The following is a 26,821-nucleotide window of genomic DNA, read 5'->3' as shown; positions in this document are numbered from 1 at the left end:
GTTACTCCTTTATGGTTATCGTTGTTCCGCCATGCTCGGTGCCGTCCAGAAACCGGCCGATCTTCGAGACATGGAAGATGTGTGACTCGATGCCAGCATCGGCCAGCGCCAGGAGTTCCGCGATCTTGCCTCGCATGCCCCCGGTCACGTCGGTCTTTCCTGATCCGCCGACATCGAGCGTCGCTGCGGTAGTCCGGTCGATGCGCGGGACGACCGAGCCGTTCGCGAGGACACCGGGAACGTCGGTCGCAAGGCCCACGCGCCCGCTTCCGAGAGCGACGGCAAGCCGGGTGACGAGCTGGTCGCCCGAGACGATGCAAGAGCCCCGGAGACGGTCCATCACCACATCGCCGTGCAGCACGGGCACAATGCCGTGTTCCGTCATTTCGGCGATATGGCGGGTCTCGAACGAGACCAGACGTCTGTCTTCAGCGAGGCAGAGGTCGAGGGGATGGATACCGATCGCCTCGACCCCCGCGTCCCGCAGGGCGGTGACGACCGCCGTGTTCAGGCTCGATACGGCGGTATGCGTCTCGTAGACGCCGGGGACGTTATCTCCGGCGAGACCGTCGTTGATCCGGTAGCGCCGGGCCTCGGGATGCCCGCACGACCCCGCACCGTGGACGAGGACGAGAGCGGTCTCTCTGTGTGCGGCGAGTTCCCCCGCAATCTCGCGCAGGCGGGCGTGATCGATGGCGCAGTCCCCCGACTTGTCGGTGATCACGCTCCCCCCCAGTTTCAGTACCATGCTCTCAGTCATGCTTCTCCTTTCTCGCGCCTTCCGTGTCTATCGTCGTGATGATCGCCCGCCCTTCGCAGGCCTCGATCGCCCCGGCAACCCGGCTCTTTGCACGTCTCGGGCAGAGAGCGACGATACACCCGCCCCCTCCGGCCCCCGTGATCTTCGCACCGTATGCGCCGCTTGCCCGCGCCGCAAGCACGAGTTTGCTGCTCGCCGGGTGCCCCACGCCGAGCGCCTCCAGGAGGGCGTGGTTCATATCCATATACTGCCCGAGTTCCTTCGGGTTGCCGATGTTATGGAGGGCGGCAAGCGTCAGGGCCCCGATGGCGTCCAGGATCGGGTTCGCGACATCGGGATGCTTCCGCTGCAGGTTCCCGACCTGTTCCACCATCTTCGCGGTGCTGTGCGCCACCAGGGTGTTCCCCACGACGACCTGCAGGTTCTCAGGCGGCAGTCTCCGCTTGGAGTTCCCCGTGATCAGCACCATGCCGCCGTTTGTAGAGACGTAGGTGTCGGTGGGGCTTGCCCGCCCTTTCTGGACCTTCTTCTCGATGGCGAACGCGGTCTCGGCGATGTACTCGCGGGCGTGCCCGAGATTGAACTCATCGTTGATCGCAGAGAGTGTCGCCACCGTCACCGCGGCCGACGACCCGAGCCCCGACGAACTCTGGAGCTGGGAGTGGACGTAGACGCTGCCCCGGACACCCATCATCCTGAAACACTCGTCGATGTAGGGCGACTTCGGGCGGGTCGGATTGCGCGTTTTCCTCACCGTGACGAAGACGCGCGGCTTGATCGCCATCGCGACTCCCGGTTTCCCGTAGACGACTGCATGCTCGCCGAAGAGGAAGACCTTGCCCGGCGCGCTCCATGTTGCCAATCAGACCACCGCTATCGCTGCATACCCCACTACCTGATTGTGATCCTCCGTCACGTCGCCGCTCGTCGTATACCGCAGAAGTTCCCCTCTCGTCGCACCGAGCGACCGGCATGCCATGCACATGGTCGCGATCGGTCCGTAGCCGCAGACCGTAGCGTGGGTCTCCTGGAGCCGCCGATAAAACTCGGGTATGTCCAGGGTCTTGAGCGCGTCGATCGCGTAGAGGTCCTGCCGCCGGGCCACATCGTCCGGGACGTAATGGGAGAAGTCGCTCGAAGCGACGATCCGCACGTCCCGTCTGGTCTGCTCGACTGCCTGGAGCAGGTGCTCGGCAAGGTTCTCTGCCGCTTCGTAGGTCTGTTCTCCCATGAGGATGGGTGCGGCCTTTGCTCTCGGGAACCGGTATTTTATGATCGGCATCTGCACCTCGATCGAGTGCTCGTTTTGGTGCGATGCCTCGTCTATCTCGATATCCATCGCGTCGATGAAATCCGTATCGACATCGACGATCCCGAGCGGGGTCTCCCACGGTACGGCGGAGGCAGAGGTCATGTATCCACGGTGACTCGGGCCGATGACCAGAAACGTGCCGTCAAAATCAGGGGGTATGGTAGAGAACGCACAGGCTCCGGTCTCTCCCGAGTAGACGTATCCGGCGTGGGGAGAGACGATCCCCCGGGATAGTATCCCCGGGGCCTTTTTCTGGAAGAATGTCTCCAGCAGTTGCTCCAGATGCCTGGGCTCGGCAGGATAAAACATTCCCGCTACACTGCATGGGCGCATATCCATCAACGATCGAGCTCTTGTGCTTCGGATCTTATAACTCTGTCTCAAAGTCTTCGGGCGTGAGCGACGTGGTCACACCGCGTAGACGGAGCAGTTCCTTTGTCAGGATGTAGTAGATCACCGAGAGCGCCTTCCGACCCTTGTTGTTCGTCGGAATGACCAGGTCGACGTACTTCGTCGTGTTGTTGGTGTCGCAGAGCGCGACGATCGGGATACCGGTCTGGACGGCCTCGTTGATCGCCTGGGCATCACCGATGGGATCGGTCACCACGACGACGTCCGGCTCGATGTAGGTGTTTAAGCCATGTAGACGCTGGTTGGTGAGCATCCCGGGGATGAAGCGGCCGACGACCGCCATGCCGCCGATCGCATTGGCGAACTTCTTGGCCGGGTACTGGCCGTACTGCCGGGAGGTGACGACCAGGATCTTCGAAGGCTCGTACTGCGAAAGGAACTTCGCTGCGGTCTTGATCCGCTCGTCGGTCGCCTGGATGTCCAGGATGTAGAGCCCATCCCCGCGGACGCGGTAGATGAACTTCATCATGTCCTTGCTCTTCTGCTGGGTGCCGATGTGCACACCTGCCGCAAGGTACTCCTCGACGGGCATCAGCGGTTCTTTCAGTTCAATCTCAAGTTCGTTTCCTGTCAAATTAGATCAGCTCCTCTATGCGAATCAGTTCGTTCAGTTTGGCTATCCGCTCCCCGCCGACCACGCCGGTCTTGAGGAAGATGCATCCGAACGCGGTTGCAAGGTGCGCTATCGTCGCGTCGGTCGTCTCTCCGGAACGGTGGCTCATGACGCTCTCCATACCGTTCTCCTGCGCGAGGCGTATCGCCTCGAAGGTGTCGGTGAGCGTCCCTATCTGGTTTGGTTTGATCAGGACGCAGTTTGCCGCATCCGTCTCGATGCCCTTCGTGATCCGTTCGACGTTGGTCACGAAGAGGTCGTCGCCGCAGATGAGGCACCGGTCCCCGACCTGTTCGGTCAGGTCGGCGAATGCCTCAAAGTCCTCCTCGAAGAGGGGGTCTTCAATGTAGATGAGGTTGTAGTGGTCGACGAGGTCGGCCATGTAGGCGATCTGGTCTTCCCGGCTCCGCACCGCGTCCTTGTAGCGGTAGTGCTCGCCGTTCCACATCTCGCTTGCCGCTACGTCGATCCCCATCCTGACCTCGACGTTCGTCTCATCGGAGACGGTGTTGATCGCCTCGGCGATGATCTCGAACGCCTCAATGTCGGAGATCGCAGGTGCCCAGGCGCCTTCATCCCCTTTCCCGGAGAGTCTGCCCTGCTCCTGCAGCATCTTCTTCACGGTCTTGTGAACGGCAGCGTTCACAAAGACGCCTTCCGTCGCGCCACAGGCCCCGGTGGGAACCACCAGGAACTCCTGGATGGAGGTGGCATTCGGGGCATGCGCGCCTCCGCCGATGACGTTGCCGAGCGGCAGAGGCGTATCGGCGGCGAACGTGCCCCCGAGGTAGCGGAAGAGTTCAAGGTCGAGAGACGACGCAGCCGCCTTGGCACACGCAAGCGAGAGCGCTACGGCGACGTTTGCACCGATCGAACTGAAGTCGGCCGTTCCGTCGTTCTCCCTGAGCAGTGCGTCGAACGTGATCTGATCACGGGTGTCTTCACCGATGAGCGATGGAATCAGGTTTTTCTCTGCGTCCTCGACAGCCTCGCGCGGCGGCCGCACCTTTGCTTCATAGGTTCCGGTGCTGGCACCACTGGGTGCTGCAGCCCGTCCAAAGCCACAATCAGTGTAGATCTCAGCCTCGACGGTCTCGTTCCCGCGGCTATCCAGGATTGTTCTCAGGATAATCTGTTCGATGGTCGTCATCAGATCACTACTTTCTCTTCACTGTTATAGGGATCACGCCTTTATCGAACTCTTCGAGTGCGATCTCGAGTGGCTCCGTATTTGGTGTTTTGACCAGAACAGGTGCACCCATCGAGATCTGAAGAGAGCGCGCCCCTATAATTCGCGCCCGTTCGTACCGGGTATAAGATTCCATCGTGCAGCCTCAAAATCATTCATGATAAAATGGGGTCGCTGAGATTTGAACTCAGGTCACAGCATCCCGAACGCCATAGGATGGCCAGGCTACCCCACGACCCCTCATTGGTACGGATTCAGGTCCTCCACAGTTTCCTTGTGCGTCAGCAGCATCCGCCTGCAACAGTAACGTTCCAGACCGAGATCGTCGAGGATCCGTTTTGGATCCTCGCCTGCATCCCGCCGCTCTTTGAACTCCTTCCAGGCTGTAGAGACGACCTTACCGCATGTAAAACATCGTACGGGTATCATAATAATGGTCTAGCATCCCTTATATCTCTTTTGTTCACCGGTAGGACTTCTGGAACCGTGCGCGTGCTCCGGGGCCGTGCGGCTTCTTGGTCTCTTTCTGCCGCGAGTCGTTTACGAGCAGCGTCCGGTCGTACGCGAGGAATGCGTCCTTTATCGCGGGGTCGTTGTGCCACTCCACGATGCCGCGCGCGAGCGCCGTCCGGACCGCTTCGGCCTGGCCCATCGTGCCCCCGCCGGAGACGTCGATCGCTGCGTCGACACCGTCGAGCGCGTTTGGCACCAGCAGCAGCGGCTCGGCGATCTTCATGCGGATCAGTTCCGTCCCGTAGATGTCCAGGGGCACGGAGTTGATGCGGACCCGGCCGTTGCCGGGCTTCAAGGTCGCGCGGGCGATTGCCGTCTTTCTCTTACCGCTTGAATTGATGATCTTTGCCACTTCATCACCCTATTTAGTATTTTGCTCCGAGGTTGTTGCTTATCGCCCCGATCGTCACGTATCTCGTGTTGCCCAGCCGGTCGACGTGGGCTGCATCGAGCGTCTCCGTCTCCATCCCGACAAACTCCATCGGAACGCCGACGTAGGTCTTGATACGCTTGAATGCCGCGATACCGCGTTCGCGCTTGTAGGGGAGCATCCCGCGGATGGTGCGCTTGACGATGTGGTCGGGCCTGCGCGGGAAGAACGGGCCGCCCTCGCGTGATCCGCGCTCGCGCTTCGTCGTGTAGTTCGCGAGCACCTGCGCCTTGCTGCCGGAGACGATCGCCTTCTCCACGTTCACGAGGGCGATCTCTTCGCCGGCAAGCGCACGCTGCGCGACGATGCTGGCCATCCTTCCGAGCAGTAATCCTTCTGCGTCGATAATTGTAACCATTCGTCTCACCTGAGGATCCGTACCCTGCTCCCCGTCGGGTTGTCCCGGACGAGGTCCTCGATAGTCATGCACGTCCCGTTTGCGCCGGTGATCTTGCTCACCGCGGCCTCGGAGAAGTCCAGTGCAGCGATCTTCACCGGCAGGCTGAGCGCGCCGCTGCCGAGCACTTTGCCCGGCACCAGGATCGTCTCGCCTTCGTTCGCGTACCGGTCGATCTTGCTGAGGTTCACCTCTGCGTAGTTCTTCCGGGGCGCATCCAGCCTCTTTGCAATCTCGCGCCAGATGCCCGCCTCGTGCACGCGCGACGCGTCTTTCAGCGTCACGATGAGGGCGGTCAGCCGGGGGTTCGATTTATTCTCGGTTGTCTTCTTCATTCAGTCCCCTCTCCCGTAATCTCGTTCATCACGTCTACCAGGTCGTCTGATGATCTCTGTATGTACTGTAGCGCTCTCTCGATGATCTCGCGGACAGGCATTGAGCCGTCGCTCTCCACCACGAAGATGTATTTCTCTGTGTCCGTGCCGATGTGGATGGCCGCTTCGGTGCCGATCCCGCCGGCAAGGCATGCCCGCTCGCAGAGCCTGCAGAGGGAACAGAGTTCCTGGCGCCCTTGGACGACCCGGGCTTTCCCCTGTGCCGCCTCGAGCACGTTCCTCGGGCATTCGTCGATGCACATGCCGCACCCGTCGCACCTCGCGTCGATGGCGATCACCGGGTAGTTCTTGTATCCGCAGGCGGTCGTCGCCTGCCACTTGGCATGCTCTTTTCCGGTGCCGAGGACCGCATGTGCTTCGATCACGACCTTCTGGTCTTTCGCGAGCTCGATGATGGGGATGCCCTCTTCCGCCGGTGCGGCGTCGGGGTCCTGCGGTATCAGGTCGCTCGAGGTGACGGTCTTCGGCCCCTCGACGGAGAGCGTATAGGTCGCGGTGCAGGCCGAGCACCCGACGCCTTCGCAGGTACACTCGCTGCGCGGCTTGTAGACCTTGAGGTCTGTCCGGAGCGGAATGAGTCCCAGGCGGTGTGCCAGCATCTCGTCGAAGAGAACACTCGTGTTGTCGTAGATGCGGACGTCTTCGATGGCGAGCGTCGGCACTTCGCTGATCATCGCCCGCCGGAACATATTGGCGAACGACATCGAAACGCCGCTCAAGGTGAATTTGGCGACTCTCTCGTCCAGTCGAGAAAACGCTATCTCCATTACACTCTCCTTCCTCTCCGGCCGCCCTTGCCGCGGATGCTGTCGTGAGGCACCGGGGTGACGTCTTCGATGCGGCCGATCCTCATCCCCGCACGGGCGAGGGCGCGGATCGCCGCCTGGGCGCCGGGACCGGGGCTCCTCTGTTTGCCCCTGCCGGGTGCGCGGACCTTCACGTGGACGCCGGTGATTCCCTTGTCCCGTGCGTTTTGCGCAACCTGGATCGCCATCTGCATGGCGGCGTATGGGGAACTCTCGTTCCTGTCCTGCTTCACGACCATACCGCCGCTGCTCTTCGTGATTGTCTCCGCTCCGGAGAGGTCGGTGACGGTGATGATGGTGTTGTTAAAGGAGGCAAAGATGTGCGCGATGCCCCATTTCTCTTCTGCCATGTTACCTCACTCCTGCGCGGGCGATGCGGCCTCTCTCGGGATGAACGTCGTTCGTGAGCGGGGAGGGGCCGTAGTAGCTGATCTCGGCCTCTTCGACTCTCTCGACCCGGTAGCTCGGGATGGTCACCCGGCGGCCCCTGATCGCGATGTGGCCGTGGGTGATGAACTGGCGCGCCTGCTTCGGGGACCTTGCGAGCCCTTTGCGGAGAACCAGCGTCTGGAGCCGGCGGTCGAGTTGCTGCTCGACCTTGAGCGCGAGGACGTCGCCGACATCGGCGTTCTCGCCGACGAGACCGTAGCGGTAAAGGTGGTTGACGAGCTCGTCCCGCTTCTTCAGGTAGTCCTCGGTGCTGAGCCCGCCCGAGCGCAGCGCCACCAGTTCACGGCCGGCGGTGCGGTATTTTCGCAGCACGCTCTGGGCTTTCCAGAGTTCGCGCTTGTTGCGCAGGCCGTAATCGATGATGAGCCGCTTTTCGTCCTCAAGCCGGGTCTTCTCGAACTGCCGCTTGGGCGTTGCATATGTTTTGTAGTTCTTTCCGGGATATCCCATTCAATCACCACTCAATCCTTCTTTCTCTTGACGCCGACGGTCGTGCCGGTTCTTCCGGTGGACTTGGTGCGCTGGCCGCGGACCTTCTGCCCGGTCTCGTGCCTGATGCCGCGGTAACTCCGCATCTTCCTCATGCGGTTGACGTCGTCGTCGTTCATCATCGTGAGGTCGGTTCCGAGGAGGTGGCGAACCTCTCCGGTGTAGACGTCCTTCTGGCGGTTGACCATCCAGTCGGGCACGCTCTCGGTGTAGGTCTCGACGGCGCTCGAGATCCGCTCGACCGATTCGTCGTCGAGTTTGCCGAGCACGGCACGGGGGTCAACGTTGGCAAGGGCGGTGATGGTGCGCGCCGTGTGCGGACCAATGCCCTTGATCCCGGTCAGTGCGATATGCACCGCCTTGGTGCCGTCGAGATCAGTGTTTCTGACTCGAACAAAGTACTTTATCTCTTCATCATCCATGTGATCGCCTCATCATCGACGTTGTCGGTGAAAGCGCTGAGGGAGGGATTTGAACCCTCGAGTCCCAGGGGGACACAGGTTTAGCAAACCTGCGCCATACCAGGCTTGGCTACCTCAACATAGAACTTCGCATCTTTCGACACTCGCAACACGCGATGTGCTGCTCCAGACACAGCATTCTATGACTTGTGCCTACTTATTTTGGCCCCATTGATTAATAATCATTGTGGTGATCGGGAAGGTCGGCGGGCGCGCTCGACTCCGCTCCCGATCAGCCCCGATGCGACGATGGGAAGCGCGATCGTCGCGTCGCAGAAGCACTGGACCCGGGGTGATTCGGGCGCCTCCTTGCCCCAGCTGATCGCCTCCTCGAACGTGCACCCGGATAGCCCGCCCCAGTGGGGGGCGTCGGTGGTATACTGGATGGCGTAGGCATGTCCGCCGAGGTTCTGGTCATGGATCGACGCGATGACCTGGGTCTGCTGGATGAAGTTCTTCGGGACGCCGCCGCCGACGTAGATGACGCCGGTCTTCTGCGCTTCCTCGACCATACGGGTGATCTCGTCGGTGTCGGCTATCTGGTCGACATCGACGGCGACCCCGTTCCGGCGCGCCATCACGAGGCCGATCCCGATGGACGAGTCGCAGAGGGCGGGGATGAAGATCGGGACGTCGTACTCGGCGCAGGTGGCGATGAGCGACCGGCCCTCGGGCTTTCTCTCCCGGAGCCAGTCCCCGAGACGGCGGATGAACTCCCTTGATGAGCCCCGGAACGGCGCTATCTCGTCGGCGAACCGGGCGATCTCCGCGTCGATGCTCCGAAACTCCTCTTCATATGCAAAGACGTCGTAGATTCGGTCGATCCCCTCGTTAAAGAGCGCTTCGTCGTCGGCGTGGTGGTGGCCGAGGTAGTGCCGGACACCGAGGTGCTCGCAGGTGTCGTGGAAGATGTTTGCGCCCGTCGAGACGATGACGTCGACGTAACGATGCTTGACAAGTTCGATGAGCACGTTCTGCATGCCTGCCGGGATCATCGCGCCCGAGAGTCCCATGAATATCGTGCAGTCGGGATCGTTGACCATCCTGGTCCAGATGCCGAGCGACTCCCCGAGTTTTCTCCCCTGAAAACCGGTCTTGCTCATAGACTCAAGGAGGGCCGTTATATCGCTGTTTGGTTTGACTGGCTGCGTTGGTTTCATGGAAATATCCTGTTACCCATTTCGGATTGTGGCGTATTAATGGTTGGTGCCGGTCCGGTGGAGCGGGGCGGATGGAGGTTTTGGGGCTGTCATTGTGGCGGGTCGGGAGGAGTGGGTGGGGGCTACAAAGGAAGGACCTTACGCAATAGAGACAGGGGAGGGGGCGTGCCCCCTCCCCGTCAGCCCCTCCCCCAGTGGCGATACCCCCACGGTCCACTGCATGGGTGAGAACCCGGGCACCGAACTTCGCGGCTTCGCGCCCTTCGCGCGAGGTCCTGTTGACATCCTCCAACTTACTCACGCGGAAGCACGCGGGAGAACGCGAAGGGAGGTCGATGGTTTGACCTCTTGAAGATTACCTCAACCATTTTAGCGAAGTGCTGAGTACGGGGGAGGCCCTGAAGAAGAGCAGAATCACAATTCGCTCCCGGGACACGGTTTCCCGCCGGCTAACGTCACGACCAGGGCTGGTTTACAACTACAGGAGATAGCGTTGCCCCAAAAATCCCCGCGCCCGCAAAAAAAGTGTAGTAGTATCCGGCCGCTTCACAGGGCCTGCACGAGCGAGTTCCGGGTCACGACGCCCGCGATCCTGTTGTTCTGCTTGATCGGGACGGAACTGATGTTCTTCTTGAGCATCAGGTCGATGATCTCGGAGACGTCCGTATTCGCGTCCATCGAGATCAGGGGCGTGGTCATGATGTCCCGCACGAGCAGGTTCCTGATCCGGTACTCCTGCCGGGTATCCTCCACGATATCCTTCAGCGCGTGGAGCGCCTTCGCGACATCGGTCTCCGTGACGATGCCGAGGACGGTGTCCCCGTCCTCCACGATGAAGCGGTTGATCTCTCCGTCAAGCATCCTGCGGCGGAGGTGGACGGCGCGCTCCTCGCTCTGGATGGTGTACGCCGGTTCCATAACTTCGAGGGTGCCGCCTGCCGGACGGAGCACCTTCAAGAGATCACCCGCCGTCACCTGCCCGATCAGGCGGTGCTCGGCATCGAAGACCACGACCAGCTTGTAGTGCTGGAGCAACGGTACCAGGATGTCGATGCTCTGGTCGGGATACGCGGAGGTGAAGTTCTCCTCGACCGTGTTCGCGACATGAATGGATGTGGCCTTCAGCGCCTGGGTCTTCCTGCTCCCGAGCGTCTCGGCGATTGCTGCGCGGGACGTCGTTCCGATGACCGTGCCGTTGTTGGTCACGATAAGCGGATCGACGCCCTCACCGAGCATCTTATCGAGCGCTTCGCTGACAAAGGCGGACTTCGCGATGGTGATCGGTTTTGCCATCACGTCTTTGACAAGTACCTGAAATCTGTCGCTCATTTTGCCACTTCCTTGATGATATCATCTCTCTTGAGCACGCCCCGGATATCGTCGTCCTCCACGACGACGAGGCTGTTGATCTGGTGCTCCAGCATCAGCCCGACAGCATCCTGGAGGGATGCACCGGGGGAGACGGTGATGACCGGGCGGCTCATGATGTCTTCTGCAACTGCCGATACCTCAACGACGTATCTGAAGCGTTTCTGCCCCGCCGGCGCCTCCTTCCTGAGGTGAGTAACATCTTTCCTGGGCAGGTTCATCCGCTCGTCCAGATACTCGTAAAATGCGAGGTTGCTCTCCGTAATTATGCCGGCAAGGCTTCCATTGTCGTTAACGACAATAAGTTTATCGTTTTTTCCCTTTATCGTGTCGATGACGTGGTCAAGCGAGTGATACCGGTTCACCGTGACCGCATCCTCCATAACCTCGTCGACCCTGGCGGTGAGCCCGCGGATATGGGCAGAACGCATCACGTCCAGTTTGGTGACGATGCCGGCCACCCTGCCCTCTTCGACGACGGGGACCCCGGAGATGTCCTTATCCAGCATGATGGCCGCGATATCGCGGACGCCGGTCTGTGGCGCTACCGTGATCGGGTCGGGCGCCATCAGGATACTGACCGGGATCCGGTCGATCGGGCGCCGCCGCCACATCGGTTCCGTCTGCCTGAGCCGGTACGCGATATCCTTCTTGGTGAGGATGCCCCGGAGTTCGTCCCCTTCCATGACGGGCAGCCTCGACACCCGGTGTTTGAGCATGAGGTTTCGCGCATAGGCGACGTTGTCGGTCGGTGCAACGACGTACACCGGAGATGCCATCACGTCTATAGCTCGCATCTTCGCATCACTCCTCAGAAAACGCTTTCACAAGGTCGTACTCCGTTACGAGACCGACAAGGTGCGAGTCCTCTATGACCGGGAGCGCCCCGACCCGCCGCCGGATCATCTCGAGGGCGATCTCGTGGATGTTCCGCTCAGGCGTGATGGTGTGCAGTTCCCCGGAGAGGAGCGAGCGCACCGGCACCCCCATCACCTCGGCGGAGTCCCCGGTCGTCAGCCGCTCGAAGGCCTTGCCCTTCCCGAGATAACTCATGACGTCGGTGGCGGTGACGATCCCGCAGAGGACGTCGTCGGCAACAACCGGAAGGCGTCTGAACCGGCATTTCACCATCTCCCGGCAGACCTTGCCGATAGGTGTGTCGGGTGCGGTGACGCGCACCGAAGCGTTCATGATATCTTCCGCCCTGCGGCTCGAGTTCTCGGTGGCGAGCACCTTCATCACGTCGCGTTCGGTCACGATCCCCTTCAGCTCCCCTTCGGCGTCGGTGATGGGGATCCCGCCGATATTTCTGTTGACGATGATATCAACCGCGTCGCCGATGGTTCCGGTTACAGGCATCGTGACCAGGTGCGGCGTCATGATCTCGCGGAGCCCCTCGTTGATGGCCGCGAGGAAGTTCCCGGCGTGCTTCACCTGCACGAGGTTGAACTTGTCGCCGCCGCCCATGAAGTTGATGATGTCGCCGACGGTCACGATCCCCCGGAGATGGCGCGTCCCCGCGTCGACGACCGGCAGCCTGCGGAACCCTTCCCGGGTCATGATCTCGACCGCCTGGATGATCGTGGTCGTCTGTTGCGCCACGACGACGTCCCTTGTGGCGATCGCCATGATCTCGCCTTCGTGCTCGGCGATCTTCGTCTTGAAGTCGACCGGCCCGCGTTCGCGTTTGCCCGGCATCTTCAAGAGCCGGTCGGCCGGTCTCTTATCCGAATTATTCGAGTTGGGTTGCATCATATCACTCCTTTGAAATTGGGGTGGTGAGTCTTCCTCAGGGCAGGCGGCCGCTGAGGACATCATGCCGGTCGATAACGCCGGCTAGCCGCTTCTTCTCGTCGACGACCGGGAGCATGCTGACATCGTGCTCGACCATCAGCCGGCTCGCCGCCGCTATCGTGTCGTCCGGCGTCACCGAGATGACGGGCGTCGTCATCACTCGCTCGACGGTGGTGTCCGCCTGGTTCTTCACCGATATGCGGACATTCCCGGCGCGCAGGAGATCGCGGCGGGAGACTACGCCGATAGTCTCGTTCTTCTGCACCACCGGGAATGCAGTAAATCCGCTTGTGACGATCAGGCTGTAGATGCGGTGTATGGGCTCGTCCGGCGCGGAGGTGACGGGCTCTCGCGACATGGCGTCCTCGACCCTGCCGGGGATGGTGCGGCGCGAGATCAGGACGGGGAAGAGTTCGGAGAAGAGCACCCCTCCCTGGTATACGCCGTCTTCGTCGACCACTGCAGCGCTGTTTGTGCGGGCGTTCAGGATCGCGACGCCCGCCTCCGCAAGGGAGGTCCCCGGGCCGACCCGGGCGGCCTCCCGGACGAACCCCTTGATCGTGACGTTCGATTTGGTGTCCACGACTCGCAGGACGTCGGAGATGTCAAGATACCCTTTCAGACGGCCCTTCTCGTCTACGACGTAGACCTCGCGAAAGACGTCGTCTCTGAGGACGCTCCTTGCTTTTGTGACGTAATCGTCGTAATGCAGGGTGGGGATGTCCACCATCAGGTCTGAGGCCACCTTCATAACAACTGCTCCTCTTCCCGACAGACGGGGCAGAGCATAAGGTTGTCGACCCTTGACAGGTCATCGGACAGATTCCCGCATCGGTCACATACGCCCATGGCGTACTCTTCTTCGCGGTTGATCTCGATGAGATCCGCGAGAAGTTCGTTTACTTCGGCCGCGACGGTGAGGATGTCCCGAACGGTCACGATCCCGATGACCACCTGGTCTTCGACGACCGGGAGCCTGCGGACACGATGCTTCACCATCATTCCCGCGGCATCCCCGACCAGCTTCTCGGCACCGATCGTGATCAGAGGCGTGCTCATGATCTTGCTGACGTGGACTTCACCCGGTTTTAAATCTTTAGCCACGACTTTGCAGTTGATATCCTCTTCCGTGACGATCCCGGTGGGCAGGTTGTTCTGCAGGACGATGCAACTCCCTACCTCGTTGCGGCACATGGCTTGCGCCGCCCGGGCGACAGTCTCACCGACATCGATGGTTATCGGATGACTCTGCATGACCTCCCTGACCGGTATGCGTGTCTCGAAGCGGATGGTATCACTATTATTCATCATGGTATTCTCCTGAACTGGTCGCAATTAGGGCTAATTTTCCAGGTGCAAGTCTATCTAGGTTTCAGCAGTATAAAAGAATTCTCTCGCACCGGGAAAGTTGTTTGTCTGCAAAAATTAGGGAGAATCAGCCGGACGGAACATATAATTATATTTATTTGTGAGTGCCACATCTCACTTAAGTACAGGCAATTCCTGCCTGCCTGAGGGAGCTTAATGACGTTCTTTGTTCGTACTAAAAGAAAGATCTCGGGGCTATTGAAGGCGCTCTTTAGGAAGCGAACCTTTCGCATCGGGATCTACGGCCCTCCCAATGCCGGTAAGACCACACTTGCGAATCGGATTGTGCGGGATTGGGTCGGCGATGCGGTCGGCCCGGTCAGCGAGGTGCCGCATGAAACCCGGCGCGTCCGGCGTAAAGAGGATATCACCATCACCGGGCAGAACGGCGGCTCGGTCACCATCGACATCGTCGATACCCCCGGCGTGACGACCAAGATCGATTACAACGAGTTCGTCGAGTACGGTATCGAGAAGGAGGAGGCGGTCAAGCGGGCCCGGGAGGCGACCGAAGGCGTTGCCGAGGCGATGCACTGGCTCCGCGAGGATATCGACGGCGTCATCTATATGCTCGATTCCACGCAGGACCCGTTCCAGCAGGTGAACATCATGCTCATCGGGATCATCGAGAGCCGGAAACTCCCGGTCGTGATCGTCGCGAACAAGAACGATCTCCCTGATGCGTCCGCCGCGCGGATCAAGAGTGCGTTCCCCCAGCATCCGGTCATCTCCATATCGGGTCTTGAAGGGAACAACGTGGATGAGTTGTACGAGAAGATGACGACATATTTCGGGTGATGGAGATGATACAGGGTGTACAAATCGATCTGATCTCTGCGGAACGTCTCGATCGCCTCACGTCGATGGAGAAGATCCGCCTGATCCTCGATGACGTTATGGAAGGAAACATCGTTATCCTGGAGAAGGGCCTTGCGCCGGAGGAGCAGAGCAAGCTCATCGAGATCACGATGCGGGAGATCGCGCCGGACGGGTTCTCCGGGATCGAGATGGAGACCTATCCGATCAAGGATGTTCAGGGCGGTTTCCTGTCGAAACTTCTTGGCGGGAAACGCTCCGAGTCCCGTTTGACCGTGATCGGGCCGGCGAACCAGCTCAAGACACTCAAGAAGGAGAAGGATCTCATCAGTGCATGGGTCTCCTCGTCGAGATGAACGGACAGCGGGGGTGAAGGGATGCCTCACAAGTGCACACAATGCGGCAGGGAGTTCGAGGACGGTTCGACAAAGATACTGAAAGGATGTCCGAGTTGCGGCGGGAAGAAGTTTCTCTACATCCGTGAGGCCGAACGGCACGACGATGTGCTGAAGGAGAAGAGCATCGATGAGATCGCCCTGGATACCGGAGAGAACGTGCTTGAGGTCCAGCGGGACCGGCGAAAGGAGGAGATCGAGGTCTTTGAGCGGATCGAGAGTATCCGTATCCTCGGTCCCGGTTCGTACGAACTGAACATCGATAAATTGGCCCGGTCCGACGAGGTCGTCGTCGGGCTGGAAAAAGAAGGTAAATATGTTGTGGATATCCTCTCCATGGCCAGGAAGAAGAAGTGATACGGCACCCGCCGCTTTAAATAGGGAGGCGGACGCTGCTCCGGTAGCATCTCGCCCCCAACCGAAATTATAAATATTCTCAGAACCCTTTTGAGTTGCAATACATAATCCGACACTCAATGACGCATGTCGGAGCGACGGTTTCCTGCATGAGAACATGAAACTCTCATGAACCTTTGCGTAGATCGGATTTCATTCACGATCTCTGCTCTCGTGCACCTGTCCCCGGCAGTTAGCGGATTGTTTCCTGCACTGGAGAGTGTCGGCCAGGAGGTACTCCATGAACACGACATACGATATCCAGAATACGATCGGGGAGGAGACCGTAAACCCGATCTACCTCTCGTCGCTCGATTCGGTTCCCGGTCTCGGTCCGGAGGAGCGCGCCCGCCTTGCGGAGGTGACCGACCTCTTTGCGTTCCGTGCGAACGACTATTACCTCTCGCTGATCGACTGGGACGATCCGGCCGACCCTATCCGTCGGTTGATCGTGCCGACCGTCGAGGAGCTTGAGCCCTGGGGGGAGCTTGACCCGTCCTCAGAGCGCCGGTATACCCGGGCTCCGGGGCTGCAGCATAAATACCGTGAGACCGCCCTCCTGCTCGTGAGCGAGGTCTGCGGCGGCCTCTGCCGCTACTGTTTCCGCAAGCGCCTCTTCATCGAGGAGGCGCATGAGGTGAATAACGAGATCTCCGCGGGGCTTGCCTACATCCGGGACCATCCGGAGATCACGAACGTCCTCCTTACGGGGGGCGATCCCCTCTTCCTCGATACCGGCCGGCTGCTCGATATCGTTCGGCAGATCCGCGAGATCGATCATGTTGGGATCATCCGGATCGGCACGAAGATGCCGGCATACAATCCGTTCCGGATCATCAACGATCCGATGCTGCTCGACATGATCCGGGGCTACAGCATGGACGAGAAGCGTATCTACATCATGGCGCAGTTCAACCACCCGAGGGAACTGACCGATGCTGCATGCCGGGCGGTCGCCCTCCTGCAGGAAGCCGGGGCGGTCGTGATGAACCAGACGCCGCTCATCCGCGGCATCAACGACGACCCGGAGGTGCTTGCGGCGCTCTTCGACAAACTCTCGTTCATCGGCGCGAACCCTTACTACGTCTTCCAGTGTCGTCCGTCGGTCGGCAACAGGACGTTTGCGGTGCCGGTGGAGGAGTCATACCGGATCTTCGAGCAGGCCCGCACGATATGCTCGGGGCTTGCGAAACGGGCCCGGTTCGTGATCTCTCACGCGACGGGGAAGATCGAGGTGCTCGGGAAGACGGACAGGCACACCTACTTCAAGTACAACCAGGCGGCAGACCCGGGGGATCTCGGGCGGTTCATGGTCTACCGGAGCAACCCGGACGCCTACTGGTTCGACGACTACATGGAGCTGGTGGACGAAGGAAGGGTGAGGGAGCCGGCAGATGATGCCCCGGACACGTCGGCGCAGCCGGGACAGGGGTGCACGCTGGGGTGATGGGGAGCTTACCTGCCATGCCCGGCACATCTGTCATTGTCCCGTGCGGATGGCGGGAGCAGGGGTTATCGGGGTACAAAACCTCTGCAGAGGTTATATAGGCGTGGGCTCGGCCCTATCCCCCACTCGAATACTCATCCGCTTCAGCCTTCGACATCGCCGCTACGGGGGCACCACGACACCTGTGCTTCTAACGTATGGTCAATCGGATATCCTTCAACGATCTGCTGGTCCTCCGCGTGATCGAGCACCTCAAGGAACCGCCTTTTTCTCGCGTGTTTGTGCCGCAGTTCCCCGAGATACTCCTCCCACTCCGGGGTCTCCGTATTTGACCGCAGTTTTCTCAGGTACTGCAGGGACCCTTCGTACGACCGCGGGCGGACTTCGGTGATGAGCCTCTCCGCCTTCTTCCTCCAGATGGCGATCGCCAGCTCCGGGTGTGCATCGGCGACCGCATCCGCGACTCGGTCCTCCAGATTATATCTCAGGTAGCGGTCAATCTTGACTTCTTCCCACTGGTCGTACCAGCGGAGGACTTCGTCCGGTTTCTCCTCTGCAATCGCGATCTCGATAAGCGTGTCGGCGCCCGGAGCGGTGATTCCTCTTCGCGGCGCCCGGACCCCCACACCCGTGTCGGGGAGCACCCCGGAAATTACACCACCTCCTGCCGGGGGTCGTTCCCCGCTGATCAGGTAGCGCATCGCAGCCTCCCTAACCTCGTCCCGGACCGCGGCACGGCGCGCCGCCTCCTCCAGGTCCCTGAAGGCCGGGTACGTCGGTTCGTAGAAGAACGCTTCAGCACAGACGGCGGTTACGGCAGGCCAGTCGCCCTCCCTCTCCCATGTCTCGCGCAGGATGGTCCGGAGTTCATCGGCAATGCCGGGAGCCGTCTCTTCCGTCTCCTGGATGCCCCGATAGATCCATTGCAGCGCCTCATCGCGCCGCCCCTCGCGGAGCAGGCGCGCGACAAGCTCAGGATAGGTATTCGTTCTGCCGGCCTCCACCATCCGAAGGCATGTTGCCTCGTCCTGCCTTATCAAGCGCCGTCACGATCATGGTTACGAGGCGATTTCGCCGGTATCGTGGGGCAAACCTGCCGTCTTCCTGTACCGGGGCGATATCTTCCAGCTTTTTCAGAAGCCGGTCTGCAGCGATGCCCCACTCCTCTTCCGGGAAGTCTCCTGCGAGCAGTCTCCCCGCTCTCGCGCAGAGATCATACTCGTCTTCAAGATCGGCCTCGATCGCCTAGGGTATTTTCTCGTGGGCAGGCCGCGACGGGACGGCGAGGGCGGAGAAGAACGCTGAAAAGCAATGCAAGGCGAGGACCCATGCCGCAAGAGTTCCTATCGGGGGTCCTCGATCACCGGGAGTTTCTCCGGGTGAAGGTCGAGCTCGGCCGGTGCGATGTCTGCAATACGAAAAAAGCAGTCTACCGCTCCCATGAAGCACAGACGAGCCTCTGCGAGGGGTGTTATGCCCGGTTGGTGCGGGGGGAAACACGAGGGAGGGGGTGAGGTGAACGACGCGTGCCCCGGTGGGTGCGATGGGCCGGAGGGCCGGAGCACGAGCACCAATAGGTGCGAGGCAGGCGGAGTTTGAGAAAATGCGAAGCGTTTTCGAGTAGCGACTGCCGGGACGTGCGACGGTTCGTAGAACCGGAGTTCCAGAAAACCCGGAGGGTTTTCGAGCAACGACTTCCTCAACGGGCAGGATGTTTGAGCGTCGTGAGGCTGCGGGGGATCTTGTAGCGCTTCAATCCTCGACGAGAGAATCCCCCGAGCGTCAGATATCGGACATCCCTAAAAACAGAAGATGTCCGATATGCCCGATAAATGTCCGATAAATGTCCGATATCTTGCAGGGTATACTCTCAACACATCAGGCGTTTCCGGGGCGTGAACGAGCTAAAACGTACCTTCTGCCCTTTTTCGCACCGACTGCTTCCAGCAAGCCGCGATGGACGAGATCGAGAAGATCGCGGTACCGGGTCTTCTCTGATACCTCCGGCGCAATTGCTGCATACTCCACAGCAGTTATACCTCCGGTTTCTCTGGCAAAGGACATCGCCTGCAACTGCCGCTTGTTCAGACCGGCGTCTCGCAGGGAATCTTCGGTAAACCGCAGATCCTTTCTCATGCGCACGATGAACCCGAATGAATTGCTTTGAAATTCAGGCTCCGGGAGGTCGGTCTCTGCGAGTGCATCCACGATGCGCCCGATGCCGGAGCCATACCTCTCGACAAACCCTGCGAGGTAGAATATCTTTGCTATGAGGGGGTTGCGCAGGAACGAGTAGTGTTCGGTCTTGAGCATCTCGATCGTGATTCCTTGCGGCAGAGATCCGGGGTTGTGGAACCGTATGGCGTCATCGTAAATGCGGATCTGCGTCTGAATGTCGGTATTGAAATAGTCCCGGTGGATAAGCGCGTTGAGGAGCGCTTCACGAATTGCCAGTAGCGGATAGTCCCAGATCTCCTTGCGCTGGAAGGACTCCTGCATTGCGTCCGCCGAGATCTCATATCGGACATCGATGAAACTCTTCACCCGCTCTTCTGCTCGTGTGAACTGCTGGATGAGGTTCCCGGAGATCTCCTCATCACCGATGATGATATCCCTCCCCTTGAACCGGCCGACGCGGGTGGTGGTGTTGATGAAGAACCGTTGCGGCTCTTTGCCGAAGAGCATGATGGCGGCATTGGTCAATTTTCCATTGACGGCAAGCTCCAGGCGGCGCAGAATCGAGTCCACGGGTTCCTCTTCATCCGCAGTATCAAGTCGATTCGACCGCTTTGCCAGACGAACGAAGGTTCTGACGGTTTCGGGATCGATATCGTCGATGGAGTAATCGCCGGTGAGCGTATCCCAGGTAATCCCGGATTTACGGATCAGAAAATGAACAAGTTCCTGTCCGGCAAGATCGAACGTGTTGCTTCCGCTACGCTGGTAGTACCGGCCGTCGCACGAGACCGGGACGGGGGAAGGGGAGACCGTGATGCTGATAATGTCGTTCTCTGCGACTGTCTCAGCAACAACGGAGGGGGTTATACCAAGTTTGTTTCGGATCTTGTTGGGCAGCTCTCGTAAGAGCCGTTTCACTTGATGGACGCCGACCGGTCTCCCGGCATCATCGACACCGATCTTGAGCACTCCTCCGTCTGTATTTGCAAATGCACAGAGGGTCTTGAGATATTCGTCCTTCCAGGACTCCTTGAATTCGATGTTCTGGCTCTCAATCATGGTGGATGCAGTTGACTACTGATACTACATCGACGGTCACTCTTTTATAGACTTCCCGCCCCGACCGGGACGAGGCGTTTGGGGAACTCTGGATGGGGCACTTCATCGTCATATCTTCTCGCACATCGCTTTGCCAGATATGTAACCGGCATGTAATCGGGAGTGTGGTGCTCTGGGACAACCACCTCGATGTCCATGGTTGCCATACTCCCCCCGCGACACACTTCCACGATCTCTGACGCCCGGGCGAACGGATGGGCACGGGAACGCAGGACATGATCCGGCACTGCACCGAGGCCGGGCTGCCGGAGCCGGAGTTCGCCGTCAGTGATGTCGGGGGAGAGTTTTTCGACGGTCAGATCGGGAATCCGACGTCAAACGGAGGGGGAGGTACGCGTCGGTTTTTGGAGGGAGCTAAAGGTTTTCTGCACGATTATGATTGCCCGACGTTGCAGTCGTGCGGTCGCAGGCCGGCGGGAAGTGGGGGTTTTGTCCTGCCGGGATGCTGGGTCGTCCCTCCTACCGGGGGTACATGTGGTGGGGCGGAGGTTATGGGCCGACCGCTGGCCCTATAATCCTTATCTTCACCTATCAGAACGGGTAGTCAGCGGGATTGCTGATGTACTCCTCGACGTTCTTGAAGGTGACCTGCGTTCCGCCGCTGGTGACGAAGAACCCGTCGCGGGCGATGACGACCCCTTCGAGAGATCCGCCGTTGAAGGTCACCTTCCCGTTGGGGGCGAAGAAGACGCCGGTTACGCCGCTCCCGCCCATTCCCGTTATGGTGATGTCGCCTGTGCTTGCGATGATGGTGACGTTGGTTGCAGTGGGTTTCCTGGATATGGAGGAGTAACTGTCGGCAAATATCTTCATGTTGCTCGTCAGGTCCCCGCTCGGGTCATACCCTCTTGCCGCATACCAGTCGGCGGGTTTTGTGGGGGGTATCTCCTCATCCGGCATGGTGAATCCCGGCACCGTTGCCTGGTGGATGCACTTTGCAAGGATACCGGCATCGTAGTTGTCGGGTTTCGTGAGCGTGCCGGTGTAGTAGATGCGTGCGTTCTCCGCAACCGTGGGCGTCCAATCCAACGTGAGATCCCCGTTGACGTAGACGTTCCCATGGATCTTCGCGTCTTTCAAGCGGAAGTTGCCGTTAACGTATACGTCGCCGTAGATGTCTCGGCTTCCTTTCCATAACTCAAGATCGCCGTTGACGTATATGGATCCGGGTTGCACCGGCGACCCGAGGTCGGCGCTCCCTCCATCCAGGGTAACAGCTCCGTCGAAATAGATGTCCGATACGGCGATAGAGGCACCTCCGTTGAGGTCGTTCGTATTCAGCCCTCCGGTAATAACAACCGTTGCGCCCGGCCCGTTGATATTATTCCCGCTGAATTTGAGGGTGTTGCCGTAGACGAATACGTTCTCGTCGATGATGAAGTTGATGAAGGAGTCTTCTGTAATCCGGATGTAACCCGGTTTCGAAAGGCTGGCCGTACCGTAGGCGTTGCTTGCGTTCAGGGTGACGGTGTAGTTGCCGGGGCTCGCGTAGGTGTGGACGGGGTTCTGTTCGGTGGAGGTGTTGCCATCGCCGAAGTTCCAGAGCCAGGCGGTGACGTTGCCGGTGCTCTCGTCGGTGAACTGGACGGTCAGAGGCGCATTACCCTCGGTGACGTTTGCAGTGAAGGCTGCCGCCGGGGGTTCCAGCACGGTGATCGTGACCGGAGCGCTGACGTTGTATCCGTAGGCGTTGCTCGCGTTCATCGTCACGGAGTAGTTGCCGGCGCTCGTGTAGATATGCACCGGGCTCTGTCCGGTCGAGGTGTTGCCGTCCCCGAAGTCCCAGGCCCATGCAGTCACGTTGCCGGTGCTCTGATCGGTGAACTGGACCGTGAGGGGAGCGTTCCCTTCGGTCGGGGTTGCGGTGAACGCTGCTATCGGGGGTTCCAGCACCCTGACAGCATCTGTGACCGTGGAGACATTGAACCCGTAGGCGTTGCTTGCGTTCAGCGAGACGGTGTAGATGCCGGGGCTCGCATAGGTGTGGCTCGGGTTCTGTTCGGTTGAGGTGTTTCCGTCCCCGAAGTCCCAGATCCAGGCAGTGACGTTCCCGGTTGAGGTGTCATTGAAGGTTACGGTCAGGGGCGCGTTCCCTTCGTTCGGCGTGTAGGTGAAGTTCGCCACCGGGGGTTCCAGCACGGTGATCGTGACCGGAGCGCTGACGTTGTATCCGTAGGCGTTGCTCGCGTTCAGGAAGACCGTGTAGTTGCCGGCGCTCGCGTAGGTGTGGATCGGGTTCTGTTCAGTGGAGGTGTTGCCGTCCCCGAAGTCCCAGAGCCAGGCGGTGACGTTGCCGGTGCTCTCGTCGGTGAACTGGACCGTGAGGGGAGCGTTCCCTTCGGTTGGGGTTGCGGTGAAGGCTGCCGCCGGGGACTTCAGCACAGTGATGTAGTCAACCCTGGTCTCGGTCGAGAACCCATAGGCGTTGCTCGCGTTCAGGGAGACGGTGTAGTTGCCGGGGCTCTCGTAAGTGTGGACGGGGTTCTGATCGGTGGAGGTGTTGCCATCGCCGAAGTCCCAGAGCCAGGCGGTGACGTTCCCGGTGCTCTCGTCGGTGAACTGGACCGTGAGGGGAGCGTTCCCTTCGGTGACGTTTGCAGTGAAGGCTGCCGCCGGGGACTCCAGCACAGTGATCGTGACCGGAGCGCTGACGTTGTATCCGTAAGCGTTGCTCGCGTTCAGGGAGACGGTGTAGTTGCCGGGGCTCTCGTAAGTGTGGACGGGGTTCTGTTCAGTGGAGGTGTTGCCGTCCCCGAAGTCCCAGAGCCAGGCGGTGACGTTGCCGGTGCTCTCGTCGGTGAACTGGACCGTGAGGGGAGCGTTCCCTTCGGTTGGGGTTGCAGTGAAGGCTGCTGTCGGGGGCTCCAGCACGGTGATGTAGTCAACCCTGGTCTCGGTCGAGGATCCATAGGCGTTGCTCGCGTTCAGGGAGACGGTGTAGGTGCCGGGGCTCGCGTAGATATGGCTTGGGCTCTGTTCAGTGGAGGTGTTGGCGTCGCCGAAGTTCCAGAGCCAGGCGGTGACGTTCCCGGTGCTCTCGTCGGTGAACTGGACCGTGAGGGGAGCGTTCCCTTCGGTGACGTTTGCGGTGAAGTTCGCCACCGGGGGCTCCAGCACGGTGATCGTGACCGGAGCGCTGACGTTGTATCCATAGGCGTTGCTCGCGTTCAGGGTGACAGTGTAGGTACCTTCGGCGGCGTAAGTGTGGATCGGGTTCTGTTCGGTGGAGGTGTTGCCGTCCCCGAAGTTCCAGAGCCAGGCGGTGACGTTGCCGGTTGAGGTGTCATTGAAGGTTACGGCCAGGGGAGCGTTCCCTTCGGTCGGGGTTGCAGTGAAGGCTGCTGTCGGGGGCTCCAGCACCCTGACGGCATCCGTGACCGTGGAGACGTTGAACCCATAGGCGTTGCTCGCGTTCAGCGAGATGGTGTAGTTGCCGGCGCTCACGTAGGTGTGGATCGGGTTCTTCTCGGTCGAGGTGTTGCCGTCGCCGAAGTCCCAGGACCAGGCGGTTACGTTCCCGGTTGAGGTGTCATTGAAGGTTACGGCTAGGGGCGCATTGCCTTCATTCGGCGTATAGGTGAAGTTCGCCACCAGGGGTTCCAGCACGGTGATCGTGGTCGGGGCACTGACGTTGTATCCGTAGGCGTTGCTTGCGTTCAACGTCACTGAGTAGTTGCCAGGGCTCTCGTAGGTGTGGATGGGGTTCTGTTCGGTGGCGGTGTTCCCATCTCCGAAATCCCAGGCCCACGAGGTCGGCACTCCCGTGGAGGTGTCGGTGAACTGGACGGCGAGCGGAGCGTTACCCTCGGTAATGTTCGCGGTGAAGTTTGCGACCGGCGCTTCGCCGCCGCCGGAGCCACCGCCGCTGCTGACCGTGATGTAGCCGGTCTTCACCTCGTCATCGCTGCCGGCGGCGTTGGTTGCGGTGAGGGTGACGGTGTAGGTGCCGGCCGCGGTGTAGGTGTGGATCGGGTTCCGCTGGTCGCTGGTTGCGTTGTCGCCGAAGTCCCAGGTCCACGCGGTCGGGGCGTTGGTGGAGAGATCGGTAAAGTTGACCGCAAGTGGAGCTTCGCCGGAGGTCGGCGTCGCGATGAAGTTCGCAACCGGGGACACCGGTGTGGGTGCAGTCGGTGTGGGTGTTATGTTCCCGATGTCGTGGAGGAGCCAATCGCTGCCGGTGCGGCTCATGCCCTCTCCGACGATCTGGATGTGGGGATCCTCGGAGATGGTCACATCAGCATTGGGGACGAGGATGAGGGCCTGCCCGGTCTTCCACGACGTCCAGTCAGTATTGGGGGATGGATCCTCCGTGGAAGCATCGACGAGGCTGAAGTTCTCCGTCCGGTCGACACCGTCGACGAGGATCGCAAAGTGCCCGCATTCGAGAGGGTCGCCGCCGTCGTGGTAGATGTAGGTGCTCCCACTCTCATCAGTCACGCTGCGGGCGATCATCGCGGGCGCCGCGTCGCCGGGCGGGTAGGAGAGGAGCGCCACCCCGGCGATCGCCGTCGCTGTCACGAAGACGGCGATGAGGGCCATCACGGCGATGAGGTCGGAGACGGCGGTGTCGGATTTCATGGTTATTCACTATTTTAGTCCAATCACAGGCACAACGCGTGCGCTAACCCCGATCACATGATCTGTGCTGTTATACGCGATTAAAATCATTACGTATTTATCCCCATTATTGACCGGGTTTAATGCACTCTTCTTGACGTCCCAGGTATAATTTCCATCGCTGCCGTTTACGATACTCCGGTTTATCTCCACTTTTTTCTCATCATTACCAGGGGGTTTTTTGAGCGGATAGAGAAGAAAGTCAACCCGGTCCACGTTCTGCAATGTGAAGTTAGCCTCCAGCGTTGCAACACCGTTACCACCGTTGCCGGAAAACGTCAGATTATTCAGATCCTGGTTCTTCCCTGGATAGAAGTTAACTTCCTCGAAGAGTGAAACCCCATCCTTATTTTTGACGAATGGACCCTCTCCGGGCGTCGCCGGCGGTGCCGCCGCCGGCATCGTCCCCGATCCCCCCTCATCCACATACCCACCGGCGTCCACCGCCCCGGCCACGTATGCCGGTTCGGCGATCATCATCTCTCCACCGCCTGAGTCGACGACCGAGATGACGACCCTTCCCGGTGTACCCTTATACGTGAGGTTCTCACCTATCGACCAGACATCGTCGTCGCCTTCGAGGGCGAACTTATCGGTCTGATCCTCAAGCCCGCTCTCGGTTTCCACGTAGATGCGGTAACTCCCTTCCGCCAGGGCGTCGCCACCCTCATGGGAGAGGATGAACGTAGCGTTATCTGCCGTCGCCCCCGCCACCACGCTCACGTGCGGGATCTCGGAGGGCGCCGGCTGGGAGAAGTACGTCACCGCCACGAGCGCCACCCCGAGCACCGTCACCGATATCAGGAGGACGACCCCGATCACCTCAGAAACCGCTTTCTCGTCCATCGATTTCATCAGTCTTCCCTCATTCGATCAGTGATGCCGCGGATGTGATGCTCACCCGGTAGTCCGCACGTATGGTCCTGAGACTGACGTCCGGTGTGGTGTTAGTGTACGGACCTTCGATGTACAGGTATGCCGTATTTGAGGCCCTGTCGACCTTGTACCATGAAGTGTTGATTGCATCGCGCCGTGCCGTCTCCTTGAACGCTCTCTCCCACGCCAGTGCATACCCCTCATCGCCTGCATCGATTGAGATGTTCACCCAGGGGAACTCTCCCGTGAGATTTTCATAGGGCGGCATGTCACGCAGCCTTGTCTCGATCCGCACCGGCCCGGAGCCGGCAAGGTAAGCCGAGCCCGTGATGTTCACCGGTGTGATGCAGACCGAGGCGTTACCGCTGGTGTTGTAGACCGATATGGACGGCCCGACCCGCACCGTCGCCCCCCCCTCCTGGGAGAGGAAGACCGCGCCCATCTGGTAGGTCCAGGTCTGGTCCACCCAGTAACGGTTCGAGGAGCGGTAGGTGAGGTTGCCGAGGGGGATGGTCACCGGTGGCTTCCCTGCAGCCTCAATCGTCAGATTTGCCCCGCCGCTCTTCACCGAGACCGTCCCCCCCGACCCCGCGGGTGAGAAGATCGGGAACGCAAACGCCTTGCCCCCGGTCGCTGCCGAGTCCGTGCCGAGGTCGAAGGCCGTCGAGAGGAGCACCCCGTTCCTGTTGTAGTCCATGTTGTTCACCCACAGCGAATCCAGAGCAATCTTATAGTCCACGAACCGGTCCTTCACCGCGTTCATGTGCGCGATCTCCTTCTCCCTTCCTGCCGCGGGGACCCCGTACAACTGGTAGAGCGAGAGTGCAGCGACGATCAGGGCGAGGATAAGGACGAATCCGACGACTTCCGAGAGAGCGTCGTCACGCGCGCGGGACGGCATAGTCAAAGTAATTCTCTGTCAGGGGGCTATATGTATCTATTGTTTCTCGCCATCCGCGTTCCGCCGGGCAAACCTTAATCCGGAAGGGGCCAGGCTATTTAATGCCTGCGCCGGGCCTCTCCCGTCTCATCTCCCCCACCATCAAACCTTTTCACCTCAG

General features: G+C 60.1%; 31 protein-coding genes and 2 tRNA genes. 5 read left to right on the top strand and 28 right to left on the bottom strand.

Features of this window, described 5'->3' with window-relative positions:
* Position 1: 1 nt before the first annotated feature.
* The 22 genes from FKB36_RS04125 to FKB36_RS04020 all read right to left on the bottom strand — a co-directional run bounded on the left by FKB36_RS04125 (position 2) and on the right by FKB36_RS04020 (position 13,859).
* The gene (locus FKB36_RS04125; protein ID WP_261596772.1) at positions 2–760 is read right to left on the bottom strand and encodes an isopentenyl phosphate kinase; all 759 of its coding nucleotides are present in this window, start codon (positions 758–760) and stop codon (positions 2–4) included.
* Positions 753–1,622, bottom strand: a complete 870-nt coding sequence (mvk, locus tag FKB36_RS04120) for a mevalonate kinase (protein WP_261596771.1) — start codon at positions 1,620–1,622, stop codon at positions 753–755. Before mvk ends, FKB36_RS04125 begins: the two co-directional genes overlap by 8 nt.
* On the bottom strand, positions 1,623–2,411 hold the full coding sequence (amrB, locus tag FKB36_RS04115; RefSeq protein ID WP_261596770.1) for an AmmeMemoRadiSam system protein B: 789 nt from the start codon (positions 2,409–2,411) through the stop codon (positions 1,623–1,625).
* Between the two features lie 28 nt (positions 2,412–2,439).
* A complete protein-coding gene (rpsB, locus tag FKB36_RS04110) occupies positions 2,440–3,057 on the bottom strand; it encodes a 30S ribosomal protein S2 (RefSeq protein WP_261596769.1) in 618 nt (205 codons plus the stop codon).
* A gap of 1 nt (position 3,058) precedes the next feature.
* The gene (gene eno / locus FKB36_RS04105) at positions 3,059–4,246 is read right to left on the bottom strand and encodes a phosphopyruvate hydratase (RefSeq protein ID WP_261596768.1); all 1,188 of its coding nucleotides are present in this window, start codon (positions 4,244–4,246) and stop codon (positions 3,059–3,061) included.
* Positions 4,247–4,253: 7 nt separating this feature from the next.
* Complete coding sequence (locus tag FKB36_RS04100; protein WP_221056917.1) at positions 4,254–4,421, bottom strand: DNA-directed RNA polymerase subunit K; 168 nt, start codon at positions 4,419–4,421, stop codon at positions 4,254–4,256.
* Positions 4,422–4,451: 30 nt separating this feature from the next.
* Positions 4,452–4,525, bottom strand: a tRNA-Pro gene (locus FKB36_RS04095).
* The gene (locus tag FKB36_RS04090; RefSeq protein ID WP_011844642.1) at positions 4,526–4,714 is read right to left on the bottom strand and encodes a DNA-directed RNA polymerase subunit N; all 189 of its coding nucleotides are present in this window, start codon (positions 4,712–4,714) and stop codon (positions 4,526–4,528) included.
* 34 nt (positions 4,715–4,748) lie between these two features.
* A complete protein-coding gene (locus FKB36_RS04085; protein ID WP_261596766.1) occupies positions 4,749–5,150 on the bottom strand; it encodes a 30S ribosomal protein S9 in 402 nt (133 codons plus the stop codon).
* Between the two features lie 13 nt (positions 5,151–5,163).
* Positions 5,164–5,586: a 50S ribosomal protein L13 gene (locus FKB36_RS04080; RefSeq protein WP_261596765.1), complete on the bottom strand. Its 423-nt coding sequence runs from the start codon at positions 5,584–5,586 to the stop codon at positions 5,164–5,166.
* Positions 5,587–5,591: 5 nt separating this feature from the next.
* The gene (locus tag FKB36_RS04075; protein ID WP_261596763.1) at positions 5,592–5,960 is read right to left on the bottom strand and encodes a 50S ribosomal protein L18e; all 369 of its coding nucleotides are present in this window, start codon (positions 5,958–5,960) and stop codon (positions 5,592–5,594) included.
* A complete protein-coding gene (locus FKB36_RS04070) occupies positions 5,957–6,787 on the bottom strand; it encodes a DNA-directed RNA polymerase subunit D (protein ID WP_261596762.1) in 831 nt (276 codons plus the stop codon). Before FKB36_RS04070 ends, FKB36_RS04075 begins: the two co-directional genes overlap by 4 nt.
* The gene (locus FKB36_RS04065; RefSeq protein ID WP_067072097.1) at positions 6,787–7,176 is read right to left on the bottom strand and encodes a 30S ribosomal protein S11; all 390 of its coding nucleotides are present in this window, start codon (positions 7,174–7,176) and stop codon (positions 6,787–6,789) included. Before FKB36_RS04065 ends, FKB36_RS04070 begins: the two co-directional genes overlap by 1 nt.
* A gap of 1 nt (position 7,177) precedes the next feature.
* Positions 7,178–7,726: a 30S ribosomal protein S4 gene (locus FKB36_RS04060; RefSeq protein ID WP_261596761.1), complete on the bottom strand. Its 549-nt coding sequence runs from the start codon at positions 7,724–7,726 to the stop codon at positions 7,178–7,180.
* A gap of 11 nt (positions 7,727–7,737) precedes the next feature.
* Positions 7,738–8,187 carry a 30S ribosomal protein S13 gene (locus FKB36_RS04055; RefSeq protein ID WP_261596760.1) on the bottom strand — a complete coding sequence of 150 codons (450 nt, stop codon included), beginning with the start codon at positions 8,185–8,187 and terminating at the stop codon, positions 7,738–7,740.
* A gap of 34 nt (positions 8,188–8,221) precedes the next feature.
* A tRNA-Ser gene (locus FKB36_RS04050) sits at positions 8,222–8,306 on the bottom strand.
* A gap of 102 nt (positions 8,307–8,408) precedes the next feature.
* The gene (locus FKB36_RS04045; RefSeq protein WP_261596759.1) at positions 8,409–9,386 is read right to left on the bottom strand and encodes a deoxyhypusine synthase; all 978 of its coding nucleotides are present in this window, start codon (positions 9,384–9,386) and stop codon (positions 8,409–8,411) included.
* 546 nt (positions 9,387–9,932) lie between these two features.
* Positions 9,933–10,715 carry a CBS domain-containing protein gene (locus FKB36_RS04040; RefSeq protein ID WP_067072106.1) on the bottom strand — a complete coding sequence of 261 codons (783 nt, stop codon included), beginning with the start codon at positions 10,713–10,715 and terminating at the stop codon, positions 9,933–9,935.
* Positions 10,712–11,551 (bottom strand): CBS domain-containing protein, encoded by an 840-nt coding sequence (locus FKB36_RS04035; protein ID WP_261596758.1) that lies wholly within the window; start codon positions 11,549–11,551, stop codon positions 10,712–10,714. The genes FKB36_RS04040 and FKB36_RS04035 overlap by 4 nt, the downstream gene beginning before the upstream one ends.
* 7 nt (positions 11,552–11,558) lie before the next feature.
* Complete coding sequence (locus FKB36_RS04030; RefSeq protein WP_261597223.1) at positions 11,559–12,506, bottom strand: CBS domain-containing protein; 948 nt, start codon at positions 12,504–12,506, stop codon at positions 11,559–11,561.
* 37 nt (positions 12,507–12,543) lie between these two features.
* Entirely contained in the window at positions 12,544–13,299 is a 756-nt protein-coding gene (locus tag FKB36_RS04025; RefSeq protein ID WP_261596757.1) for a CBS domain-containing protein, read from the bottom strand.
* Positions 13,296–13,859, bottom strand: coding sequence for a CBS domain-containing protein (locus tag FKB36_RS04020; RefSeq protein ID WP_261596756.1), 564 nt, complete (start codon positions 13,857–13,859; stop codon positions 13,296–13,298). Before FKB36_RS04020 ends, FKB36_RS04025 begins: the two co-directional genes overlap by 4 nt.
* Positions 13,860–14,072: 213 nt before the next feature.
* Here FKB36_RS04020 and FKB36_RS04015 point away from each other — a divergent pair, with 213 nt between their 5' ends.
* The 4 genes from FKB36_RS04015 to FKB36_RS04000 all read left to right on the top strand — a co-directional run bounded on the left by FKB36_RS04015 (position 14,073) and on the right by FKB36_RS04000 (position 16,970).
* Positions 14,073–14,714, top strand: coding sequence for an Era-like GTP-binding protein (locus FKB36_RS04015; RefSeq protein WP_261596755.1), 642 nt, complete (start codon positions 14,073–14,075; stop codon positions 14,712–14,714).
* A 5-nt stretch (positions 14,715–14,719) separates the two neighbouring features.
* The gene (locus tag FKB36_RS04010) at positions 14,720–15,088 is read left to right on the top strand and encodes a DUF2073 domain-containing protein (RefSeq protein WP_261597222.1); all 369 of its coding nucleotides are present in this window, start codon (positions 14,720–14,722) and stop codon (positions 15,086–15,088) included.
* A 21-nt stretch (positions 15,089–15,109) separates the two neighbouring features.
* Positions 15,110–15,484 (top strand): Zn-ribbon domain-containing protein, encoded by a 375-nt coding sequence (locus FKB36_RS04005; RefSeq protein WP_261596753.1) that lies wholly within the window; start codon positions 15,110–15,112, stop codon positions 15,482–15,484.
* 280 nt (positions 15,485–15,764) lie between these two features.
* On the top strand, positions 15,765–16,970 hold the full coding sequence (locus FKB36_RS04000; protein ID WP_261596751.1) for a KamA family radical SAM protein: 1,206 nt from the start codon (positions 15,765–15,767) through the stop codon (positions 16,968–16,970).
* A gap of 143 nt (positions 16,971–17,113) precedes the next feature.
* On the opposite strand, the gene FKB36_RS03995 is transcribed toward FKB36_RS04000, so the two are convergent.
* The gene (locus FKB36_RS03995) at positions 17,114–18,010 is read right to left on the bottom strand and encodes a hypothetical protein (RefSeq protein ID WP_261596750.1); all 897 of its coding nucleotides are present in this window, start codon (positions 18,008–18,010) and stop codon (positions 17,114–17,116) included.
* A 288-nt stretch (positions 18,011–18,298) separates the two neighbouring features.
* On the opposite strand from FKB36_RS03995, the gene FKB36_RS03990 reads away from it, so the two are divergent.
* Complete coding sequence (locus FKB36_RS03990) at positions 18,299–18,484, top strand: hypothetical protein (protein ID WP_261596749.1); 186 nt, start codon at positions 18,299–18,301, stop codon at positions 18,482–18,484.
* Between the two features lie 364 nt (positions 18,485–18,848).
* Here the strand turns inward: FKB36_RS03990 and FKB36_RS03985 are convergent, their stop codons facing one another.
* The 5 genes from FKB36_RS03985 to FKB36_RS03965 form a co-directional block, all read right to left on the bottom strand.
* Positions 18,849–20,207, bottom strand: coding sequence for an ATP-binding protein (locus tag FKB36_RS03985; RefSeq protein ID WP_261596748.1), 1,359 nt, complete (start codon positions 20,205–20,207; stop codon positions 18,849–18,851).
* Between the two features lie 44 nt (positions 20,208–20,251).
* A complete protein-coding gene (locus FKB36_RS03980; RefSeq protein ID WP_261596747.1) occupies positions 20,252–20,413 on the bottom strand; it encodes a hypothetical protein in 162 nt (53 codons plus the stop codon).
* 385 nt (positions 20,414–20,798) lie between these two features.
* Entirely contained in the window at positions 20,799–24,845 is a 4,047-nt protein-coding gene (locus FKB36_RS03975) for a PKD domain-containing protein (RefSeq protein WP_315901817.1), read from the bottom strand.
* Between the two features lie 9 nt (positions 24,846–24,854).
* Positions 24,855–25,739, bottom strand: a complete 885-nt coding sequence (locus FKB36_RS03970; RefSeq protein WP_261596745.1) for a type IV pilin N-terminal domain-containing protein — start codon at positions 25,737–25,739, stop codon at positions 24,855–24,857.
* 10 nt (positions 25,740–25,749) lie between these two features.
* Positions 25,750–26,661 carry a DUF7289 family protein gene (locus tag FKB36_RS03965; protein WP_261596744.1) on the bottom strand — a complete coding sequence of 304 codons (912 nt, stop codon included), beginning with the start codon at positions 26,659–26,661 and terminating at the stop codon, positions 25,750–25,752.
* Positions 26,662–26,821 lie beyond the last annotated feature (160 nt).

This window comes from Methanoculleus formosensis (assembly GCF_025384765.1).
In the GTDB taxonomy this organism is placed as follows: domain Archaea; phylum Halobacteriota; class Methanomicrobia; order Methanomicrobiales; family Methanoculleaceae; genus Methanoculleus; species Methanoculleus formosensis.
The sequence above is the reverse complement of the archived record's forward strand: the minus strand, read 5'-3'. Positions and strand labels throughout refer to the sequence as shown.

Coding starts and splice junctions, on each gene's coding strand:
- FKB36_RS04040 (WP_067072106.1), bottom strand. CDS start 10,715: ATGAGCGACAGATTTCAGGTACTTGTCAAAGACGTGATGGCAAAACCG.
- FKB36_RS04025 (WP_261596757.1), bottom strand. CDS start 13,299: ATGAAGGTGGCCTCAGACCTGATGGTGGACATCCCCACCCTGCATTAC.
- FKB36_RS04065 (WP_067072097.1), bottom strand. CDS start 7,176: ATGGCAGAAGAGAAATGGGGCATCGCGCACATCTTTGCCTCCTTTAAC.
- FKB36_RS04000 (WP_261596751.1), top strand. CDS start 15,765: ATGAACACGACATACGATATCCAGAATACGATCGGGGAGGAGACCGTA.
- FKB36_RS04090 (WP_011844642.1), bottom strand. CDS start 4,714: ATGATACCCGTACGATGTTTTACATGCGGTAAGGTCGTCTCTACAGCC.
- FKB36_RS04005 (WP_261596753.1), top strand. CDS start 15,110: ATGCCTCACAAGTGCACACAATGCGGCAGGGAGTTCGAGGACGGTTCG.
- FKB36_RS04100 (WP_221056917.1), bottom strand. CDS start 4,421: ATGGAATCTTATACCCGGTACGAACGGGCGCGAATTATAGGGGCGCGC.
- FKB36_RS04075 (WP_261596763.1), bottom strand. CDS start 5,960: ATGAAGAAGACAACCGAGAATAAATCGAACCCCCGGCTGACCGCCCTC.
- FKB36_RS03965 (WP_261596744.1), bottom strand. CDS start 26,661: ATGCCGTCCCGCGCGCGTGACGACGCTCTCTCGGAAGTCGTCGGATTC.
- eno (WP_261596768.1), bottom strand. CDS start 4,246: ATGACGACCATCGAACAGATTATCCTGAGAACAATCCTGGATAGCCGC.
- FKB36_RS03970 (WP_261596745.1), bottom strand. CDS start 25,739: ATGAAATCGATGGACGAGAAAGCGGTTTCTGAGGTGATCGGGGTCGTC.
- FKB36_RS04125 (WP_261596772.1), bottom strand. CDS start 760: ATGACTGAGAGCATGGTACTGAAACTGGGGGGGAGCGTGATCACCGAC.
- FKB36_RS04080 (WP_261596765.1), bottom strand. CDS start 5,586: ATGGTTACAATTATCGACGCAGAAGGATTACTGCTCGGAAGGATGGCC.
- FKB36_RS03990 (WP_261596749.1), top strand. CDS start 18,299: ATGCCGCAAGAGTTCCTATCGGGGGTCCTCGATCACCGGGAGTTTCTC.
- FKB36_RS04055 (WP_261596760.1), bottom strand. CDS start 8,187: ATGGATGATGAAGAGATAAAGTACTTTGTTCGAGTCAGAAACACTGAT.
- FKB36_RS03980 (WP_261596747.1), bottom strand. CDS start 20,413: ATGGCAACCATGGACATCGAGGTGGTTGTCCCAGAGCACCACACTCCC.
- FKB36_RS04035 (WP_261596758.1), bottom strand. CDS start 11,551: ATGCGAGCTATAGACGTGATGGCATCTCCGGTGTACGTCGTTGCACCG.
- FKB36_RS04015 (WP_261596755.1), top strand. CDS start 14,073: ATGACGTTCTTTGTTCGTACTAAAAGAAAGATCTCGGGGCTATTGAAG.
- amrB (WP_261596770.1), bottom strand. CDS start 2,411: ATGGATATGCGCCCATGCAGTGTAGCGGGAATGTTTTATCCTGCCGAG.
- FKB36_RS04045 (WP_261596759.1), bottom strand. CDS start 9,386: ATGAAACCAACGCAGCCAGTCAAACCAAACAGCGATATAACGGCCCTC.
- FKB36_RS04020 (WP_261596756.1), bottom strand. CDS start 13,859: ATGATGAATAATAGTGATACCATCCGCTTCGAGACACGCATACCGGTC.
- FKB36_RS03985 (WP_261596748.1), bottom strand. CDS start 20,207: ATGATTGAGAGCCAGAACATCGAATTCAAGGAGTCCTGGAAGGACGAA.
- FKB36_RS04010 (WP_261597222.1), top strand. CDS start 14,720: ATGATACAGGGTGTACAAATCGATCTGATCTCTGCGGAACGTCTCGAT.
- FKB36_RS04030 (WP_261597223.1), bottom strand. CDS start 12,506: ATGCAACCCAACTCGAATAATTCGGATAAGAGACCGGCCGACCGGCTC.
- FKB36_RS04070 (WP_261596762.1), bottom strand. CDS start 6,787: ATGGAGATAGCGTTTTCTCGACTGGACGAGAGAGTCGCCAAATTCACC.
- FKB36_RS03975 (WP_315901817.1), bottom strand. CDS start 24,845: ATGAAATCCGACACCGCCGTCTCCGACCTCATCGCCGTGATGGCCCTC.
- FKB36_RS04060 (WP_261596761.1), bottom strand. CDS start 7,726: ATGGGATATCCCGGAAAGAACTACAAAACATATGCAACGCCCAAGCGG.